Below are 16,683 nucleotides of genomic sequence, written 5' to 3'. Positions count from 1 at the left end.
ACAGCGCGTCTTTTTGCGACTTGTTCTGACTATTCGCTCTTGTCGAGCGTAATATCCGGCGCGGTCGGCACCTTCATGCCGACGACATGGTAGCCCGCATCGACATGAAGAATCTCGCCGGTGATGCCGCGCGACATGTCGGAGACCAGGAACACCGCGGTCTCGCCGACCTCCTCGATCGTCACGGTCCGGCGCAAGGGCGAATTGTATTCGTTCCAGCGCAGGATGTAACGGAAATCGCCTATCCCTGAGGCCGCGAGCGTCTTGATCGGTCCCGCCGAGATCGCGTTGACGCGGATCTTCGAGGGGCCGAGATCGGCGGCGAGATATTGCACGCTGGCTTCGAGCGCGGCCTTGGCGACGCCCATGACGTTATAGTGCGGCATCCATTTTTCGGCGCCGTAATAGGTCAGCGTCAGCATCGCGCCGCCGTCTGTCATCAGCTTCTCGGCGCGCTGGGTCACGGCGGTGAAGGAATAGCAGGAGATCAGCAGCGATTTGGTGAAGTTCGCCTCGCTGGTCTCGACATAGCGCCCGGTCAGCTCGTCCTTGTCGGAGAAGGCGATGCAGTGGACGACGAAATCGAGCTTGCCCCAGAGCTTCTCGACCTCGGCGAAGACGGCGTCGATCGTGCTGGAATCAGTAACGTCGCAATGGCCGACGACATGGCCGCCGAGTTGGCTCGCGAGAGGCTCGACGCGCTTCTTCAGGGCGTCGCCCTGATAGGTGAAGGCGAGTTCCGCGCCGGCGTCGGCGGCGGCCTTGGCGATGCCCCAGGCGATCGAGCGGTTGTTGGCGACGCCCATGACGAGGCCGCGCTTGCCCTTGAGCAGATTGGCGGTCGGAAGCGGGGCGGTCTGGGCGTCGGGCATCTGAGACCTTCGAACTGGACGAAGTGGAGCGGTCTCTTAGAACATGACGCCCAAAAGGGGAAACCGGATTTCGCGGGGCGAGGACGGCCGCGCGGATATCGGGTTGGCCAAGATGCTGGCGCGACTTGCGCCGTGCGCCAGCCAGTGAGGCGAAATCGACGCGAGGGGTCTGTTAACCGCGCGCACAAGATGCAGCCAGTTTCGAGAACGGTGGAAACTCGAAATACACGGCAATCACTGCATCTGGACATTCATCGAGATCGAATGAGCGCTTGCCGGCGACGGCGCGGGGACGGCTGGGATGACCGAGATCACATCGTTTGACGCACCCGGCCAAGGGGTCGCGATCCGTGGCCAGCGGCGGCGGCTGGGGCCGCATCTGCGTATCCTCGTCTGCCTTCTCGCAGGCGTGGCGCTCGCCATCGTGCTGCCGGCGGAACTACGCGGCAGGACGCGCTCGCTGGTCGGCTGGAATGCGGCGACGCTTCTGTTCATGGGGTGGACGATCTGGCTCTCGCACATCTCGCGTTATCCGCTTCGCGACGTCGTCTTGATCAGCGATCAGGGCCGTCTTGTGACGCTGGCGGCATCCATCGGCGCGGCCGCGATCAGCCTCGGCGCCGTGATCGCCGAGCTGATGTTCGTCAAACAGGACAGCGGCGTGCTGCTGCCCGAGCACATCGCCTTGACGATCACGACGGTGCTGGCCACCTGGGCCTTCRCCCATTTCAAATTCGCGGTCCACAACGCCAACCAGTATTTCAACTGCAATCTGGCTGCGCATGGCGCGACGCCCCATTCAGGGGGCGGCCTCGAATTTCCCGGTGAAACCGAGAAACTCGCGCTGTCCGATTTTCTCTACTTCTCTTTCGTGATCGGGCTTGCCGGCTCGACCGCCGACATCAACATCTCGTCGCGCTCGATCCGGATGACCGCGCTGATGCACGGCGTTTTCGGGTTCTTCTTCAACATGACCGTGCTGGGACTGACGGTGAATCTCGTATCGGGGCTGTTCTAGGGAGACGCCTCCCTAGCCGACCCTCGCCTTCATCAGCGCGGTCAGTTCGGCATCGCTTTCGGGCATCTCGATGTCGATCGCCACGAACAGGTCGCCAACCTCACCCTTCTCGCCCTTGAGACCCTTGCCGCGCAGGCGGAAGGATTTGGTCGTGCCGGTCAAGGCCGGGATGGTCATCTCGACCGTCCCGGTCAGCGTCGGCACATGGATCGGCCCGCCGAGCACCGCCCTTGCCAGCGGCACCGCGACGCGCGTGCGCAGGTCGCGGCCCTCGATGGCGAAACGCGGGTCCGGCTTGATCCTGATCGTCATCAGCACGTCGCCGGCCTCGCCCGAATGCGGGTCGGACAGCCCGAGGCCGCGCAGGCGCATCACCTTGCCATCAGTGACGTTCTCGGGAATCGTCACCTCGACCTCGCGCCCGCCCGGCAGCCGCACGCGCCGCGTCGCGCCGGCGACAGCCTGCCCCAGCGTCACGTCGAGCGTGAAGCTCTGCTCGGGCGGCTTGGGCTGCTGCGCCCTCGGCCGGGCGTTGCGCTTGGCCGCGTCGCCAAACAGCGAGCCGAAGATGTCGGCGGGGTCGAAGCCCATATCGGCTCCGCCGCGCCCAGCGCCCGGCCCGCCCTGTCCGAAATTGAACTCGAACCCGCCGGCCCTGCCGCCGCGGCCTGCGCCCATGCCCTCGAAGCCCTGGAACTTCGGCTTGCCGTCGGCGTCGATCTGGCCGGCGTCGAACTGCTTGCGCTTGGCCTCGTCGCCGAGGATCTCATAGGCGCCGTTGAGTTCGGAAAAGCGGTCCTGCGCCTTGGGGTCGTCCCGGTTGCGGTCGGGATGCAGATCCTTGGCCTTCTTCCGGTACGCCTTCTTGATCTCGTCCTCTTTGGCCGAGCGGGCGACGCCCAGAACCTGATACGGATCGCGCATTCGAAAACCTCGTTTCCAAGCGACAGGCCGCGCCGAAGCCACAGCTCTGCGCCGCCTGATCTACCTAAGACCCTATCTAGGAATAGTGTGGCCTGAAAACAACAATCGGTAGGTCGACGTTGGCTCGAGGCTCTTCAGGCGAGGCGCTGAACACCCTGAGCCCTCATCCTGAGGAGCCGCGAAGCGGCGTCTCGAAGGATGCTCCAGTTGCCACCAGAGTCTTCTGGAGCATCCTTCGAGACGCGCCTGCGGCGCTCCTCAGGATGAGGGCTCGGGGGGCCTCATCGAAACTGGCGCTCAGCTCAGGCCCTTCCAGGGCTGCATGTCCTTGACCGCCCATTCGCCGCCGGAGGGCCGACAGGCCGTGCCCTGCAGTTTGGCCGGTCCGGTTTGCGTCTGCACGCTGGCGATGAAGGCGCGGCAGATTTCGTCTGAGCGCAGGAACGGCCCGCCGACGGGGATGAAGGAGCCCTTGATGCCGCTCTGGGGATTGTCCCAGGAGACGGGCGCGCCATTGCCCTGCGGATCGAGCGCGACAGTCATCGCGCCATCGGCGCGGCGCATGTCCTCGGGCCCGAGATCGGACGACAGCGAGGCGAGCGGCCCGGGCCTGGAGGAGCCACGTGCCGGCAGCACGGAGGAGGTCGTCGCGACCTCGTCCTCGGCCTTGCTGGAGAGCCCGATGATCGGGAACGAGACCGAGCAGCCGGCGCTGAACAGGCCAAGCGCGACACAGCCGGCAAGCGCGAGCGGACGCATGGCCGCGCCGCGCGACGGAGGGCTTTGGATCGCCACGCGCGCTGCCCTATACAAACGTGCTGTCACACCACAGATCACAAGTCGCGCTCGCCCGACGCACCGTTTTCGAATCTATCGAGGATTAGACACGTGGAACGGTTAACGAGCGGTGACTTCACTGCAGCCGAGGAACCCTTCGCGCTCTTCGCCGAGTGGCTCGACGAGGCCTCGCGCTCCGAACCCAACGACCCCAACGGCATGGCGCTCTCGACCGTCGATGCCGAAGGCCTGCCCAATGTCCGCATGGTCCTGCTCAAGGGCTACGATGCGGAGGGCTTCGTCTTCTACACCAACACCGAAAGCCAGAAGGGCCAGGAACTCCTCGGGCAGGGCAAGGCCGCCGCGCTGTTCCACTGGAAGAGCCTGCGCCGGCAGGTCCGCATTCGCGGCCCGGTGACACTCGTCAGCGACGCCGAGGCCGATGCCTATTTCCAGTCGCGCGCCCGCGACAGCCGCATCGGCGCCTGGGCCTCGCAGCAGTCGCGCCCGCTGGAGAGCCGCTTCGCGCTGGAGAAGGCGGTCGCGGTCTATGCGGCGAAATTCGGCATCGGCACGATCCCGCGTCCGCCGCACTGGACCGGGTTCCGCATCGATCCAGTCTATATCGAGTTCTGGCGCGACGGCGCGTTCCGTCTGCATGATCGCGTCGTGTTCCGCCGCGCCTCGGCTTCGCAGCCCTGGGCGCGCGAACGGTTTTATCCTTGAGGACCACCCCGATGGCGATGCCAAAATTCGATTTTCCGAAGACGGAAGCCGGCAAGCGCCCGGTGATGCTGCTGACCGGTGCGAGCCGCGGCATCGGCCACGCCACGGTGATGCAGTTTGCCATGGCGGGCTGGCGCATCCTGTCCTGCTCGCGTCAGGCGTTTTCAGACAAATGTCCATGGCCGTCGGGCGCCGACGACCATGTCCAGATCGATCTCGGCGACCCCGAGGACACGATGCGCGGCATCGCCGAAATCAAGAAGCGGCTCGCGGTCGAGGGCGGCAAGCTGAATGCGCTCGTCAACAATGCCGGCATCTCGCCCAAGGGCCCCAAGGGCGCAAGGCTCGGCGCCGCGACGACATCCTTCAACGACTGGCACAAGGTCTTCCAGGTTAATTTCTTCGCGCCGATCATGCTCGCGCGGGGTCTTCTCGATGAGCTCACTGCCGCCAAGGGCGCGATCGTCAACGTTACCTCGATCGCGGGCTCGCGCGTGCACCCCTTCGCCGGCGCGGCCTATGCCACCTCCAAGGCAGCGCTCGCCAGCCTGACCCGCGAGATGGCGGCTGATTTCGGCCCGCTCGGCATCCGCGTGAACTCGATTTCGCCGGGCGAGATCGACACGGCGATCCTGTCGCCCGGCACCGAGAAGATCGTCGCGACGCTGCCGCTCGGCAGGCTCGGCACGACGAGCGAGGTCGCCAAGGCGATCCAGTTCCTCTGCACCGACGCCTCGAGCTACGTCACCGGCGCGGAACTCCACATCAATGGCGGGCAGCACGTGTGAGCCAAGCGACGCAGCCATGAACTCGGACAGCAGCGGCCAGGTCATCAAATTTCCGGCAGCCGGCAAGGCGCCGGCCCGGCCAGTTCTGGCGGCCTCCATCGCGGTCTTCCGCGAGGACGGCAAGGTGCTGCTGGCGACGCGCACGAAACCGCCTGCCGACCGGCTCTGGTCGCTGCCGGGGGGCAAGGTCGAGCCCGGCGAGACGCTGGAACAGGCAGCGCTTCGCGAACTCGACGAAGAGGTCGGCGTCACCGCCCGCATCGTTGCGTTCAACCGCCATGTCGAGATTTTCGGCCGTGACGACAAGGGCGCGGTGACCCATCATTTCGTCGTCGCGTCCTTCGTCGGCGAATGGGTCTCGGGCGAGCCCAAGACCGGCCCGGAAGCCGGCGCGGTGATGTGGGCCGACCCGCTGCATCTCGGCGGCCTGCCGACGACGCGCGAACTCGGCGATGTTCTCCGGCGCGCCCACGCGCTCCGGCGCGATGGTGGAGGCGGCGTGTGAAGCGCGCCGCGCTCCTGGCGACGCTCTGGCTCGGCCTTACAGCCGCGAGCCTTGCCGCCGCAAGCCTTGCCGCCGTAAGCCTTGCCGCCATAGGCCCGGCGCTTGCGCAGGCCCAGCGCCCGGCCGCGCCCAAACCGCCGGTGGAAGCTCCTGAACCCGCGCCGCCGCCCTACGAACCGCAACTCCTGAAGCTCTCCGAAATCATGGGGTCGCTGGCCTATCTGCGCACGCTCTGTGCCGGGCGCGAGGCCGAGGAATGGCGCACCCGCATGACCGCGCTGATCGAGGCCGAAGGCCGCACGCCCGAGCGCCGCGAGCGCCTGACGACCGCCTTTAACCGCGGCTTCCGGGCCTATTCGGTGACCCACCGCTCCTGCTCGGATGGCAGTCAGGAGGCCTCGTCGCGTCTGGCGGGAGAAGGCGAGCGCCTCGCGCGGGTTCTGGCCGGGCGCTATGGCGGGTAGATCGGAGCTGCTCGATATCGTCTCGCGCTCTGCTTGAATCCTCTCGAGGGTCATCCCGGACAAGCTGCGCAGCAGCGCCGATCCGGGATCCATTCCTGAACCTCTCAAGACCAGCGTTCAGGAATGGATCCCGGGTCTCCGCTGCGCTGCGCCCGGGATGACGGCGTGATTCCAAGCCGCATCGACGCAGCTACTCGAAGGCAATGCCTGGGTTCAGCTCCTGATCGGAGATCGGCGTCGTGAACGCCAAGGCGTAGCTGCCGTCCTCGACACGCAGCACGATGGCTGCGCGATGGCCCAGCAACACCGACGAATCGAGCGGCAAATGATCCGGCGAGGTGATGGCCGCGCCTGTCGATGAAACATTGGCGACGCCGACCCTGATTCGCCTGCCGTCAGCCAGCGTCAACACGCCCGTCGCGCGACGCGGGACGATCCGGGACGCGCCCCGGGTATCGGCCACCTCGCCATCGTCCCGGTTGCAGGCCCAGGTCAGGGCGGTCAAGAGTTTCTCGCGCTTGCGGCCGGTCGCGTCGATGGACAGGGCGAAGCCATCCTTGAGTATGCGCGTCGCGGTGCCCTCGATCCGGCCGAGCTCCGACAGATACGCCACGATACGCTGCCCGCGATAAGGCACGAACAGCGCTTTCAGGCGCAGGCCGCCGGGCGAGACGTCGATGGTGTCGCAAGGATGCTCGCTGCCATCGGGCAGCATATAGCGACCTTTTAGCCTGACAGGATGGCGTTGATGACGGCGCTGATCGTGCATGTGACTATCCGAGGCAAGCAAGGCCAAAGATAGGTCGGATGTATTTACCGAGCGTAAATCCGTTGAGACTGCCGATATCGATGGCGCTCCGTCGCGATGGTTAGTGCAGAACAATCGTTCTGGCGTTTATTTCCGAAGCCACGGCGGTCCAAAATCTTGTCTCAGCGTAGTTTGCTTCGCGATCGCACTGTTCCAGGATCGACGTCGCCTTCCGATGCGCATCAGGGCCGTGATCACGGATCATGATGCCTGCGGCCAGGCTGACCGAAAGGCGCAACGCCTTCAACCTGGCTTTTCTTTTTGAGAGCGGATCGAGCATATCCGCGTTGAAAGCGATTATTCGTCTTTGAGCAATCCTGTTTCAACGTTCATCACAACGATTAGGCTTACCACCGGGGGCGGATAGAGACCAAAATAGACTTGCAAGGCAAGCTGAACGCCGCCGCCACGGCCGCAATTTGTCAGGCAGGTTTGGTATCTTCGCGACGCATCGGGGCGATGGCCCAAATCGCAGGTCTTCGCTTATCGCAGGTCTTCGCTTATCGCGTGTCGTCGCTTCATGCCTCGCAAGGAGGTCGCGCCCCGGATTGCCCAAAATCATCGCAGCCGCGTTAACCTTTCTTAAAGCCGGCAGTGGCGGCGCGCTGCCCGTTCTGCCTATGAATGGGGGTCGGTCCCGGCCTGCCTTGCGCTGGTCAAAGGCCGTGTCGTCTCGTCCGTCTCGCCGTGCCGTAGCCGCAGAGTTTCTTGCCTGCCATGTCCATTCTCCCCGACGATATGCCGCTCGACCCGTCGCTGTCCGAGGATGCGGGCGACGCCCGTCGCGTCGCCTATGGCTATGTCGAGGATGCCTTTGCCGAAGCCCAGCAGGACGGGCTCGATTCCGACGCGCTCGCCCATGCCGCGCTGTTTGCCGCCTTCCGCACGCTGGTCGAGACCTATGGCGAGGACGCAACCGCCGTCTTCGCGGAAGCCCTGCCCGACAAGATCAGGGCCGGCGCCTTCACGAGCGGCACCCGCCACTGAACCTCATCCCGCAGCGGCCGCCCGCTCCGTCGCCGCACGCGCCTGCATGAGCGCCCTCTCGCGCTCGTTCTTGGTCAGGGCGACCGCGCGATCGAAGGCTTCGGCTGCTTCGCCATGGCGGCCGAGCTTGGCCAGAAAATCACCCCGCACGCTCGCCAGCAGGTGATAGCGCCGCAAGGCAGGCTCCGCAGTGAGCGCCTCGACCAGCACCAGCCCGGCGGCAGGTCCTTCCGCCATCGAAACCGCGACCGCGCGGTTGAGTTCGACCACTGGCGATGGCGCGATCCGCCCGAGCACGGCATACAGCGCGGCGATCGCGCTCCAGTCGGTCGCGTCGGCGCTCAGTGCGCGGGCATGGCAGGCCGCGAGCGCCGCCTGCAGCAGATAGGGGCCGGGGGCGTTGCCGGCGAGCTTTTGCGCCCGCGCCAATCCGGCAAGCCCGCGCCCGATCAAAAGCCGGTCCCAGCGCCCGCGATTCTGGTCGAGCAGCAGGATCGGCTCGCCACCCGGGCCGACCCGCGCCCTCAGTCGCGACGCCTGCAGCTCCATCAGCGCGACGAGCCCATGCACCTCGGGCTCCTGCGGCGCGCGCTCCGCCAGGATGCGCCCCAGCCGCATCGCCTCCTCGCACAGCGCGGGCCTGATCCAGTCGTTTCCGGCGGTCGCGGCATAGCCCTCGTTGAAGATCAGGTAGATCACCTCCAGCACCGAGGCGAGCCGTCGCGCCAGCTCCGGGCCATGGGGCACCTCGTAGGGCACGCCGGCCTCGCTCAGCGACTTCTTTGCCCGCACGATGCGCTGCGCCATGGTCGGCTCGGGCACGAGGAAGGCGCGCGCGATCTCCTCCGTCGTCAGCCCGCCGACGAGCCGCAGCGTCAGCGCGAGCCTGGCCTCGGTCGCAAGCACGGGGTGGCAGGCGGTGAAGATCAGCCGCAGCAGGTCGTCGCCGACCTCGTCGTCGAGGGCTGTGTCGAGATCGGGCATGCCCATCGCGTCGGTCTCGATCTCGTGTCCGAGTTCCTCATGCTTGCGCAAAGCCAGCCTGTCGCGCCTGATCGCGTCGATCGCGCGATGTTTGGCCGCCTGCATCAGCCATGCGCCGGGATTGCGTGGAACGCCCTCAGCCGGCCATTGCGCCAGCGCCGCGACCAGGGCGTCCTGCGCCAGCTCCTCGGCCCGTCCGATATCGCGCACGATGCGGGCGAGCCCCGCGATCAGCCGGGGCGCCTCGATCCGCCAGACCGTCTCTATGGCGTGGTGTGCATCGCTCGCCGACATCGGCAGCGATACACACCATCAGCGGCTCATCTGGCAAGCGGCTCAGGCCTTGTCCGCGATCGCCTTGAGCCGATCCCAGTCCGCCGCGATCTCGGGCGTCACGACCTCGCCGAAATCGCTGAGATCGAAGATCTGGCGGATTTCGATATCGGACGGGCCTGGCATGGGGTTCGGGCAGCGCTTGACCCAGTCGATCGCCTCTTGGAGCGAGTCGCACTCCCAGAGCCAATAGCCCGCGACCAGTTCCTTGGTCTCGGCGAAGGGTCCATCGACCACTGTTCGCTTCGCGCCGTCGAACTGGACGCGCACGCCCCTCGAACTTGGATGGAGGCCGTCGCCGCCCTTCATGACGCCGGCTTTCACCAGCTCCTCGTTATAGGCCATCATCGCATTCAGCAGCTCCGCGCTCGGCGTCGCGCCGGCCTCGCTGTCCGTGGTCGCCTTGACCATCACCATGAAGCGCATCGGATCAATCCCTCTTCATGCCGGAAGCGGCCCGCATCCGGTCTTCCTGCTCGCGCAACTCGGGCGTCAGCTCCTCGCCGAAATCCTCCGTTTCGAAGACCTTGCGGATCTCGATCTCGGTGCCGCCATCGAAAGGCGCGCGCTTGAGCCATTCGACGGCCTCGTCCATCGAGCGGACCTGCCAGAGCCAGAAGCCGGCCAGCAACTCCTTGGTCTCGGCGAAGGGGCCGTCGATGATGGTCCGCTCCGCGCCCGAGAAGCGCATGCGCAACCCCCTCGAACTCGGATGCAGCCCCTCGCCTGCCAGCATGACGCCAGCCTTCACGAGTTCCTCGTTATAGGCGCCCATCTTGGTCAGCATATCCGAAGCCGGCATCACGCCGGACTCCGAATCCGCATTCGCCTTGACCAGAACCATCAAACGCATCGTCATCTCCATCGGGTTCGTCATGATGAGAGCACATCGGCTCTCCGCACTCACGTCGAACGAACGCGCCCGGGATCGACAAGGTCTTGAAAAAATATTCAGGCGGCGGTTCAGCGCGCCCCGAGCCTGACCGAACCGCCCTGCCCGGCCGCCAGCAGCGCCTCGGCTTTCGCGACCATCTCCGTCACGATCACAGCCGCCGGCAGCACGTCGGAGATCAACGCCGCCCCCTCGCCGGCGATCACGGCGGCGGTGTCGAAATCGCCCGTCTCGCGCGCCGCCTGATAGCGCGGGGCTTCCGTCCGAACGTTCTGCATCAGCTCGACCTCGCGGCCCATCCAGCGCTTCGCATGGGCGTTGACGAGGCAGCGCCCGGTGAACGGTGCGGGCCAGACGTTCTGGCGCGAGATGTCGAAGATCAGCCCGCGCACGGTGTCGTCGCCCGAGGCCTCGACGATGCGCTGCTTGGCGGCGGGGTGCCCGACGGCTTCGGTGCTGGCATAAAGCCGCGTGCCGACGACGACGCCCTCCGCCCCGAGCATCAGCGCGGCTGCAAGCCCGCGCCCATCGGCGACACCGCCGGCCGCGACCACCACCGCCTTGTCGCCGACCGCATCGGCAACCGCCGGGACCAGCGCGAAGGTGCCGCGCGAGGCGCCGTGTCCGCCAGCCTCGGCCCCTTGCGCCACGATGATGTCGGCGCCCTTGGCGACCGCGTCGCGCGCCATCTCGACGGTCTGGACCTGGCAGATCACCTTTGCACCGGCCGCCTTGATCTTCGCCGCGAAGGGCTCGGGGTCGCCGAAGGAGAGCCAGACCGCGTCGGGCTTGGCCGCGAGCGCGAGGTCGAGCAGTTCGGGCTGGCGGGCGAGGCTCCAGGTGATGAAGCCGACGCCGAAACGCAGGCCCGACGCCGCCCGCGCCGCGACGAGTTCCGGCAGCTCGGCCGAAAGCCAGGCCGCATCGCCATAGCCGCCGCCGAGAATGCCGAAGCCGCCGGCCTCCGAGACGGTTCGCGTCAGCCGGGCGTTCGCGACGATGTCCATGGCGGCGAGCATCACCGGATGGGTGACGCCGAGCATGTCGGTCAGTCTGGTCTCGATGGTCATCGCCTCAAGCCTCACAATGTCGAAATCGCCGTATAATGAAGCTTACACGCAAAGAACGTTCTGCTATCATGATTTGATGAGAATTTTTCGTTTCCGATTCAAGAACGCTTAATCATGGACCTGACCGAACTGAGCACCTTCGCCGCCGTGGCGCGCACCGGCGGCATCACGGCTGCCGCCCGCGCGATCCACACCGTACAATCCAACGTCACCACGCGCATCAAGGCGCTGGAGGACGAGATCGGGCTGCCCTTGTTCGAGCGGCACAGCCGCGGCATGGCGCTGACGCAGGCCGGTGAGCGCCTGCTGCCTTTTGCCGAGCGCATGCTCTCGCTCATGCGCGAGGCCAAGCTCGCGGCGCGCGACGATGTCGCGCCGCAGGGGCCGCTGCATCTGGGTGCGATGGAGACGACGGCGGCCGTACGCCTGCCGCCGCTGCTGGCGGCCTTCCATCAGGCTTATCCGGCGGTGCGGCTCAGCCTGCGCACCGGACCGACCGCCGATCTCGTCGAGGCCGTGCTGCGGCGCGAGGTCGACGGAGCCTTCGTCTCCGGCCCGATCCAGCATGCCGAGATCGAAACCGTCCCTGCCTTTGAAGAGCATCTCGGCCTGGTGACGCCGGCCGCGATCGGCGACCTCGCCGCGCTGCGAACGCTCGCCGAATCCGGGCTGACCGTTCTGTCTTTCCGCCTCGGCTGCTCCTATCGCCAGCGTATGGAGCAGGTGCTGGCGCGGCTCGGCCTGCCCTCCTATGCCCGCCTCGAATTCGGCACGCTCGACGGCATTCTCGGCTGCGTCGCCGCCGGCGTCGGCATCACGCTGTTGCCGCGCGCGGTCGTGCTGCAATCGGCGCAGCGGGAAGCCCTGCACTGGCATCCGGTCACGGGCGAGGACGGCATCGCCGCGACGCTCTTCATCCGCCGCCGCGACGCCTATGAAAGCCGGGCGCTGCTCAGCTTTATCGATCTGCTCACCCCCGCGGCAGCGCCTCCAGGAACCGCGCCGGCTCGCCTTGCGACGGGGTGACGATCTCGACTCTATTGTGAGTTGCTTTTTCCTCACCTAGGCTTCGATCAAGGAGGCGCTATGCTCGTAAGATGTGCAGCTACCATTGCTTTTGTTTTGTCAGGGTGCAGTCCAGTCACACAGCAAACGAAGGTTTCGTCGCCAATCGGCCAGACGGTTACTGCCGGCATCGGCGACGTAATCCTCCGAGCCGAGGGCCGCGAAAGCATGCCAAACGCCTTCGGCAATGCCGATCTCTTTGGTCGTACGAGACCCACCGGGTTCACTACCGTCCAATACGGCGGCTTGAAGGGTAGCAATGCAGTCCTGTTGCGCAGTGGCGTCACGACCGCCTCGGACGCAACGACGATGAACAGCACCCCATTGATTGTTCCTACCCAATCCAGTTCGAGCGCCTACGGAACGATCGGCAATCGCCAGTTCGAGGCAACCAGCACGACTAGGGGATTGGCCTATATCCCCGCGAGCGGGTCCACTACGACGAGCGCCCAGCAGCCCACGATCCCGATCGAGTTGAATTGGAAAACGCACCCTCGCGTCCCCGTCGCGGGCAAGACGATTGTGATAGAGAACGCCGATCCACTCAGCATCACCTACCGGGTTGAATAGAAGATTAGGCAGATTGCGCGGCCGGATTCTTCTTTCTGAAGGAAGCCAGCCAAACCTTGAGCGAGATGCGGTAGAAAGCTACGCCTTCGCGATGGCCGTCGTTCGGTAGTGTGGGCAGGGTGAAGTTCACCCCCGCGGCAGCGCCTCCAGGAACCGCGCCGGCTCGCCTTGCGACGGGGTGACGATCTGCGCCTCCCACATCACCTTGCGGCCGCGCACGAAGGTGCCGACCGGCCAGCCGGTGACGCTGACGCCGTCATAGGGCGTCCAGCCGCATTTCGACGCGCCCCAGGCATTGGTGATGGTCTCGCGCCGCTTCAGGTCGACGATCGTGAGGTCGGCGTCGTAACCGGCCGCGATCCGGCCCTTGCCCTCCATCCCGAAGATGCGCTGCGGCCCGTGGCTCGAGAGATCGACGAAGCGCTCCAGCGAAAGCCTGCCGGCATTGACATGGTCGAGCATGATCGGAACCAGCGTCTGCACGCCGGGCATGCCGGAATGGCTGGCGGGATAGGCGTGGTGCTTCTCCTCATGGGTATGGGGCGCGTGGTCGGAGCCGAGCACGTCGACGATGCCCTGCTCCACGCCCCACCATATGCGCTGGCGGTGGCTGTCGTCGCGGATCGGCGGGTTCATCTGGGCGTAGGTGCCGAGCCGGTCGTAGCAGTCGGGCGCGACCAGCGTCAGATGGTTGGGTAAAACCTCGACGGTCGCGACGTCCTTGTGATCCCTAAGGAACTCCATCTCGTCGCCGGTCGAGATGTGCAGGATATGGACGCGCGCGCCGGTTTCGCGGGCGATCCTGACCAGCCGCCTGGTGCAGGTCAGCGCCACCTCGGGCGAGCGCCAGACCGGATGGCTCGACGGATCGCCGGTCACGCGCAGGCCCATCCGTTCGCGCAGCATGGCCTCGTCCTCGGAGTGGAAGGCGGCGCGCCGGCGCGTCCGCTTCAGGATGTCAGTGACGCCGGCATCGTCCTCGACCAGGAGATCGCCGGTGGACGAGCCCATGAACACCTTGATGCCGGCGGCGCCCGGCAGCCGCTCCAGCTCGGGCACGTCTTTGGCGTTCTCATGCGTGCCGCCGACCCAGAAGGCGAAGTCGCAATGCATCCGGTGACGCCCGCGCCTGATCTTGTCGGCCAGAGCCTCAGGCGTGGTCGTCAGCGGGTTGGTGTTGGGCATCTCGAAGACGCAGGTGACGCCGCCCATCACCGCCGCGCGCGAGCCGGTCTCGAGGTCTTCCTTGTGGTCGAGACCCGGTTCGCGGAAATGCACCTGTGAGTCGATCACGCCGGGCAGGATGTGCAGGCCGGTGCAATCGACGACCTCGCCTGCCGACGCCCGCGACAGATCGCCCAGCGCCACGATCTTGCCGGCGGTGATGCCGAGGTCTCGCTGCACGCGCCCATCATGGTTCACCACGGTGCCGCCCTTGAGGATGACGTCGAAGGTTTGCGGCATGGGGGGTCTCCTGAAGCTGGCCTATGGTGCTCCTGAACCACGCCGTCATCCCGGACAAGCGGCGAAGCCGCGCTGATCCGGGATCCATCATAGGGCTCGACGGCGCTCTATGATGGATCCCGGATCTCCGCTTCGCTGCGTCCGGGATGACGGCGTGGTTCACGAGGCAGATGAAACGGAGTTAGCGGAAAGATCGCGCGCAGGCGAGTTGAGAAGACGGCTCAAGCCGCCTACCTATCGGCTGGAATACCGTTTGCAAACGCAAGCCGTCATCGCAAGCGCAGCAAGGGCAAAGACATGACTGCAGTCCAACTGGTCGATCGCGGCGTGATCCGCGTCAGCGGCGACGACGCGCGTGAGTTCCTGCAGAATCTCGTCACCAACGACATGGAGGCGGTTACGCCCGAACACGCCGGCTATGGCGCGCTGCTGACACCGCAAGGCAAGATCATCTGCGATTTCCTGATCGTCGCGGCCAGCGAAGCGGATGGCGGCGGCTATTATCTCGACGCTCCCCTGCTGTTTGCGGCCGATCTGATGAAGCGCCTGAAACTCTACAAGCTGCGCGCTAAGGTCGCGCTCGACGACCTGACCGAGGCCTGCGCCGTGGTCGCCGCACCGGAAGGCTCGGCCCTGCCGGCCGATGCAGGCCTGGTCTATGACGATCCGCGCCTGGCCGCGCTGGGCCAGCGCGCCATCACCGACCGGGCCGAGGTCGCAAGCCTCGCCGGCGACGACGCCAGCGCCTGGCATGCCCGCCGCATCGCGCTCGGCATCCCCGATGGCGGCCGCGATTTCGTGCTCGGCGACGCCTTCCCGCATGAGGCGCTGCTCGACCAGCTCGGCGGCGTCTCGTTCAAGAAGGGCTGCTATATCGGCCAGGAGGTGGTGTCGCGCATGCAGCATCGCGGCACGGCGCGCACCCGCGTGGTGCCCATCGTCTTCGACGACGGCGTGGTGCCCGAGGAAGGGATCGAGGCCGTCGCGGGCGAAAAGCCGATCGGCCGCATCGGCACCTGCGCCGCCGGACGCGGGCTCGCCATGCTCAGGCTCGACCGCGTCGCGGATGCGCTCGCCGCCGGCCTACCGCTGACGGCAGGCGGACTTTCCTTCACCCTCGCCAAGCCCGGCTTCATCCGCTTCCCCTTCCCCGACGAACCGGGCTTTGGAGCCGCTGCATGACTGGACGCGCCGCCATCGAGGGTCCGGACGGGAAATTCCGCTGCGTCTGGCCGGGCACCGATCCGCTCTATCTCGCCTATCACGACACCGAATGGGGCGTGCCGGAGTACGATTCGCGCGCCTTGTTCGAGAAGCTGATCCTCGACGGCTTCCAGGCCGGTCTGTCCTGGATCACCATCCTGCGCAAGCGCGACGCCTTCCGCGCCGGCTTCGCCAATTTCGAGCCGGACGCCATGGCGCGCTTTACCGAAGCCGACGTGCAGCGCCTGCTTCAGGACGCCGGCATCATCCGCCATCGCGGCAAGATCGAGGGCGCGATCAAGAGCGCGCGCGCTTATCTCGCGATCAGCGAGCGCGAACCCTTCGCCGACTTCCTCTGGAAGCATCTCGACGGCCGCGTGACGCAAAACGCCTTCCGCACCCATGAGGAGGTGCCGACGCAGACGGCGGTCTCCGTCGCCATGGGCAAGGAATTGAAGGCCGCCGGCTTCACCTTCTGCGGCCCGACCATCGTCTACGCCTTCATGGAGGCCTGCGGGCTGGTCAACGACCACCTGACGGGGTGCTTCCGGCGGCAGGAATGCGGCATGCTGGCGCGCGACCTCAGGTCGGTCGCCTGAGCATGGCCGGGCCTTGACCATGACAAAGCCGCCCGCCCCGCCGCGCGCCTGGCAGCGCATGCTCTCGGGACGAAGGCTCGACCTGCTCGATCCCTCAGCCCTCGACATCGAGATCGAGGACATCGCCCATGGGTTGGCCCGCGTCGCGCGCTGGAACGGCCAGACGCGCGGGGCGCACTCGTTTTCGGTCGCCCAGCACAGCCTGCTGGTCGAGGCGATCGCCGATCATCTCGACCCGGACTGCACGAACGCCGTACGGCTGATGGCGCTGCTGCACGATGCGCCCGAATACGTCATCGGCGACATGATCTCGCCGTTCAAGGCGGTCATGGGCGACGCATACAAGGGCGTGGAGCTGCGCCTGCTGAGCGCGATTCATCTGCGTTTCGGCCTGCCGGCTGCGACGCCCGCCGCGCTCAGGCGCAGGATCAAGTCAGCCGACATGATCGCAGCCTTCCTGGAGGCGACCGAGCTGGCGGGCTTTTCACGCGAGGAGGCGCTGCAGTTCTTCGGCCGGCCGCAGGCTTTGCCGCGCGCCGTGCTGGCATGGCTCGACCCGCTCGACACGGAAGCGGCCCAGACCGCCTTCCTTCAGCGGTTCGCCGCCCTGTCCGCCTGATTGCGGAGCAGGACG

The 16,683-nt window shown here is 66.3% G+C and carries 21 protein-coding genes; 11 read left to right on the top strand and 10 right to left on the bottom strand.

Translation table 11 applies throughout. The annotated features are described in order from the left end of the window. Positions 1-29 precede the first annotated feature (29 nt). A complete protein-coding gene (fabI, locus tag AC1DZY_RS19675; protein WP_476821840.1) occupies positions 30-872 on the bottom strand; it encodes an enoyl-ACP reductase FabI in 843 nt (280 codons plus the stop codon). A 301-nt stretch (positions 873-1,173) separates the two neighbouring features. On the opposite strand from fabI, the gene AC1DZY_RS19670 reads away from it, so the two are divergent. Next, positions 1,174-1,890, top strand: coding sequence for a DUF1345 domain-containing protein (locus AC1DZY_RS19670; protein WP_476821839.1), 717 nt, complete (start codon positions 1,174-1,176; stop codon positions 1,888-1,890). 12 nt (positions 1,891-1,902) lie between these two features. Here AC1DZY_RS19670 and AC1DZY_RS19665 read toward each other — a convergent pair whose 3' ends face one another. Then, entirely contained in the window at positions 1,903-2,814 is a 912-nt protein-coding gene (locus AC1DZY_RS19665; protein ID WP_476821838.1) for a DnaJ C-terminal domain-containing protein, read from the bottom strand. Between the two features lie 297 nt (positions 2,815-3,111). Beyond that, entirely contained in the window at positions 3,112-3,573 is a 462-nt protein-coding gene (locus AC1DZY_RS19660; protein WP_476821837.1) for an RT0821/Lpp0805 family surface protein, read from the bottom strand. Positions 3,574-3,702: 129 nt separating this feature from the next. On the opposite strand from AC1DZY_RS19660, the gene pdxH reads away from it, so the two are divergent. From pdxH to AC1DZY_RS19640, 4 genes are all read left to right on the top strand, one after another. Further along, positions 3,703-4,317, top strand: a complete 615-nt coding sequence (gene pdxH / locus AC1DZY_RS19655; protein ID WP_476821836.1) for a pyridoxamine 5'-phosphate oxidase — start codon at positions 3,703-3,705, stop codon at positions 4,315-4,317. Positions 4,318-4,382: 65 nt separating this feature from the next. Next, the gene (locus tag AC1DZY_RS19650; RefSeq protein WP_476821923.1) at positions 4,383-5,105 is read left to right on the top strand and encodes an SDR family NAD(P)-dependent oxidoreductase; all 723 of its coding nucleotides are present in this window, start codon (positions 4,383-4,385) and stop codon (positions 5,103-5,105) included. Between the two features lie 16 nt (positions 5,106-5,121). After that, entirely contained in the window at positions 5,122-5,610 is a 489-nt protein-coding gene (locus AC1DZY_RS19645) for an NUDIX hydrolase (protein WP_476821835.1), read from the top strand. After that, entirely contained in the window at positions 5,607-6,074 is a 468-nt protein-coding gene (locus tag AC1DZY_RS19640) for a TIGR02301 family protein (protein ID WP_476821834.1), read from the top strand. Before AC1DZY_RS19645 ends, AC1DZY_RS19640 begins: the two co-directional genes overlap by 4 nt. 190 nt (positions 6,075-6,264) lie before the next feature. On the opposite strand, the gene AC1DZY_RS19635 is transcribed toward AC1DZY_RS19640, so the two are convergent. After that, complete coding sequence (locus AC1DZY_RS19635; RefSeq protein WP_476821833.1) at positions 6,265-6,843, bottom strand: PilZ domain-containing protein; 579 nt, start codon at positions 6,841-6,843, stop codon at positions 6,265-6,267. 100 nt (positions 6,844-6,943) lie between these two features. Then, positions 6,944-7,162, bottom strand: coding sequence for a hypothetical protein (locus AC1DZY_RS19630; RefSeq protein ID WP_476821832.1), 219 nt, complete (start codon positions 7,160-7,162; stop codon positions 6,944-6,946). A gap of 437 nt (positions 7,163-7,599) precedes the next feature. Here AC1DZY_RS19630 and AC1DZY_RS19625 point away from each other — a divergent pair, with 437 nt between their 5' ends. Next, entirely contained in the window at positions 7,600-7,869 is a 270-nt protein-coding gene (locus tag AC1DZY_RS19625; protein WP_476821831.1) for a hypothetical protein, read from the top strand. 3 nt (positions 7,870-7,872) lie between these two features. On the opposite strand, the gene AC1DZY_RS19620 is transcribed toward AC1DZY_RS19625, so the two are convergent. The 4 genes from AC1DZY_RS19620 to AC1DZY_RS19605 all read right to left on the bottom strand — a co-directional run bounded on the left by AC1DZY_RS19620 (position 7,873) and on the right by AC1DZY_RS19605 (position 11,148). Further along, positions 7,873-9,147, bottom strand: coding sequence for an RNA polymerase sigma factor (locus tag AC1DZY_RS19620; RefSeq protein ID WP_476821830.1), 1,275 nt, complete (start codon positions 9,145-9,147; stop codon positions 7,873-7,875). A 42-nt stretch (positions 9,148-9,189) separates the two neighbouring features. Next, a complete protein-coding gene (locus tag AC1DZY_RS19615) occupies positions 9,190-9,612 on the bottom strand; it encodes a YciI family protein (protein ID WP_476821829.1) in 423 nt (140 codons plus the stop codon). A 4-nt stretch (positions 9,613-9,616) separates the two neighbouring features. Continuing rightward, positions 9,617-10,039: a YciI family protein gene (locus AC1DZY_RS19610; protein ID WP_476821828.1), complete on the bottom strand. Its 423-nt coding sequence runs from the start codon at positions 10,037-10,039 to the stop codon at positions 9,617-9,619. A 110-nt stretch (positions 10,040-10,149) separates the two neighbouring features. Beyond that, a complete protein-coding gene (locus AC1DZY_RS19605; RefSeq protein ID WP_476821827.1) occupies positions 10,150-11,148 on the bottom strand; it encodes an NAD(P)H-dependent flavin oxidoreductase in 999 nt (332 codons plus the stop codon). 114 nt (positions 11,149-11,262) lie between these two features. On the opposite strand from AC1DZY_RS19605, the gene AC1DZY_RS19600 reads away from it, so the two are divergent. Both AC1DZY_RS19600 and AC1DZY_RS19595 read left to right on the top strand, forming a co-directional pair. After that, on the top strand, positions 11,263-12,174 hold the full coding sequence (locus AC1DZY_RS19600) for a LysR family transcriptional regulator (protein ID WP_476821826.1): 912 nt from the start codon (positions 11,263-11,265) through the stop codon (positions 12,172-12,174). 207 nt (positions 12,175-12,381) lie between these two features. After that, positions 12,382-12,783, top strand: a complete 402-nt coding sequence (locus AC1DZY_RS19595; RefSeq protein WP_476821825.1) for a hypothetical protein — start codon at positions 12,382-12,384, stop codon at positions 12,781-12,783. A gap of 126 nt (positions 12,784-12,909) precedes the next feature. On the opposite strand, the gene AC1DZY_RS19590 is transcribed toward AC1DZY_RS19595, so the two are convergent. Next, the gene (locus AC1DZY_RS19590) at positions 12,910-14,247 is read right to left on the bottom strand and encodes a dihydroorotase (protein ID WP_476821824.1); all 1,338 of its coding nucleotides are present in this window, start codon (positions 14,245-14,247) and stop codon (positions 12,910-12,912) included. A 297-nt stretch (positions 14,248-14,544) separates the two neighbouring features. Between AC1DZY_RS19590 and ygfZ the strand changes: the two genes are divergently transcribed. The 3 genes from ygfZ to AC1DZY_RS19575 are packed head-to-tail and all read left to right on the top strand — an operon-like array spanning position 14,545 to position 16,668. Then, positions 14,545-15,429, top strand: coding sequence for a CAF17-like 4Fe-4S cluster assembly/insertion protein YgfZ (ygfZ, locus tag AC1DZY_RS19585; protein ID WP_476821823.1), 885 nt, complete (start codon positions 14,545-14,547; stop codon positions 15,427-15,429). Continuing rightward, on the top strand, positions 15,426-16,049 hold the full coding sequence (locus AC1DZY_RS19580; protein WP_476821822.1) for a DNA-3-methyladenine glycosylase I: 624 nt from the start codon (positions 15,426-15,428) through the stop codon (positions 16,047-16,049). The genes ygfZ and AC1DZY_RS19580 overlap by 4 nt, the downstream gene beginning before the upstream one ends. Before the next feature lie 19 nt (positions 16,050-16,068). Next, a complete protein-coding gene (locus AC1DZY_RS19575) occupies positions 16,069-16,668 on the top strand; it encodes a YfbR-like 5'-deoxynucleotidase (protein WP_476821821.1) in 600 nt (199 codons plus the stop codon). Positions 16,669-16,683: the final 15 nt, after the last annotated feature.

Source organism: Allobosea sp. P2_A10 (genome assembly GCF_056405115.1).
The sequence above is the reverse complement of the archived record's forward strand: the minus strand, read 5'-3'. Positions and strand labels throughout refer to the sequence as shown.

Excerpts from the sequence above, each read along its gene's own strand:
- AC1DZY_RS19625 (WP_476821831.1), top strand. The coding sequence starts at position 7,600 with ATGTCCATTCTCCCCGACGATATGCCGCTCGACCCGTCGCTGTCCGAG.
- AC1DZY_RS19605 (WP_476821827.1), bottom strand. The coding sequence starts at position 11,148 with ATGACCATCGAGACCAGACTGACCGACATGCTCGGCGTCACCCATCCG.
- AC1DZY_RS19600 (WP_476821826.1), top strand. The coding sequence starts at position 11,263 with ATGGACCTGACCGAACTGAGCACCTTCGCCGCCGTGGCGCGCACCGGC.
- AC1DZY_RS19660 (WP_476821837.1), bottom strand. The coding sequence starts at position 3,573 with ATGCGTCCGCTCGCGCTTGCCGGCTGTGTCGCGCTTGGCCTGTTCAGC.
- AC1DZY_RS19630 (WP_476821832.1), bottom strand. The coding sequence starts at position 7,162 with ATGCTCGATCCGCTCTCAAAAAGAAAAGCCAGGTTGAAGGCGTTGCGC.
- AC1DZY_RS19590 (WP_476821824.1), bottom strand. The coding sequence starts at position 14,247 with ATGCCGCAAACCTTCGACGTCATCCTCAAGGGCGGCACCGTGGTGAAC.
- AC1DZY_RS19615 (WP_476821829.1), bottom strand. The coding sequence starts at position 9,612 with ATGCGCTTCATGGTGATGGTCAAGGCGACCACGGACAGCGAGGCCGGC.
- AC1DZY_RS19665 (WP_476821838.1), bottom strand. The coding sequence starts at position 2,814 with ATGCGCGATCCGTATCAGGTTCTGGGCGTCGCCCGCTCGGCCAAAGAG.
- AC1DZY_RS19610 (WP_476821828.1), bottom strand. The coding sequence starts at position 10,039 with ATGCGTTTGATGGTTCTGGTCAAGGCGAATGCGGATTCGGAGTCCGGC.
- fabI (WP_476821840.1), bottom strand. The coding sequence starts at position 872 with ATGCCCGACGCCCAGACCGCCCCGCTTCCGACCGCCAATCTGCTCAAG.
- AC1DZY_RS19620 (WP_476821830.1), bottom strand. The coding sequence starts at position 9,147 with ATGTCGGCGAGCGATGCACACCACGCCATAGAGACGGTCTGGCGGATC.
- AC1DZY_RS19650 (WP_476821923.1), top strand. The coding sequence starts at position 4,383 with ATGCTGCTGACCGGTGCGAGCCGCGGCATCGGCCACGCCACGGTGATG.
- ygfZ (WP_476821823.1), top strand. The coding sequence starts at position 14,545 with ATGACTGCAGTCCAACTGGTCGATCGCGGCGTGATCCGCGTCAGCGGC.
- AC1DZY_RS19635 (WP_476821833.1), bottom strand. The coding sequence starts at position 6,843 with ATGCACGATCAGCGCCGTCATCAACGCCATCCTGTCAGGCTAAAAGGT.
- AC1DZY_RS19580 (WP_476821822.1), top strand. The coding sequence starts at position 15,426 with ATGACTGGACGCGCCGCCATCGAGGGTCCGGACGGGAAATTCCGCTGC.
- AC1DZY_RS19575 (WP_476821821.1), top strand. The coding sequence starts at position 16,069 with ATGACAAAGCCGCCCGCCCCGCCGCGCGCCTGGCAGCGCATGCTCTCG.
- AC1DZY_RS19645 (WP_476821835.1), top strand. The coding sequence starts at position 5,122 with ATGAACTCGGACAGCAGCGGCCAGGTCATCAAATTTCCGGCAGCCGGC.
- AC1DZY_RS19595 (WP_476821825.1), top strand. The coding sequence starts at position 12,382 with ATGCCAAACGCCTTCGGCAATGCCGATCTCTTTGGTCGTACGAGACCC.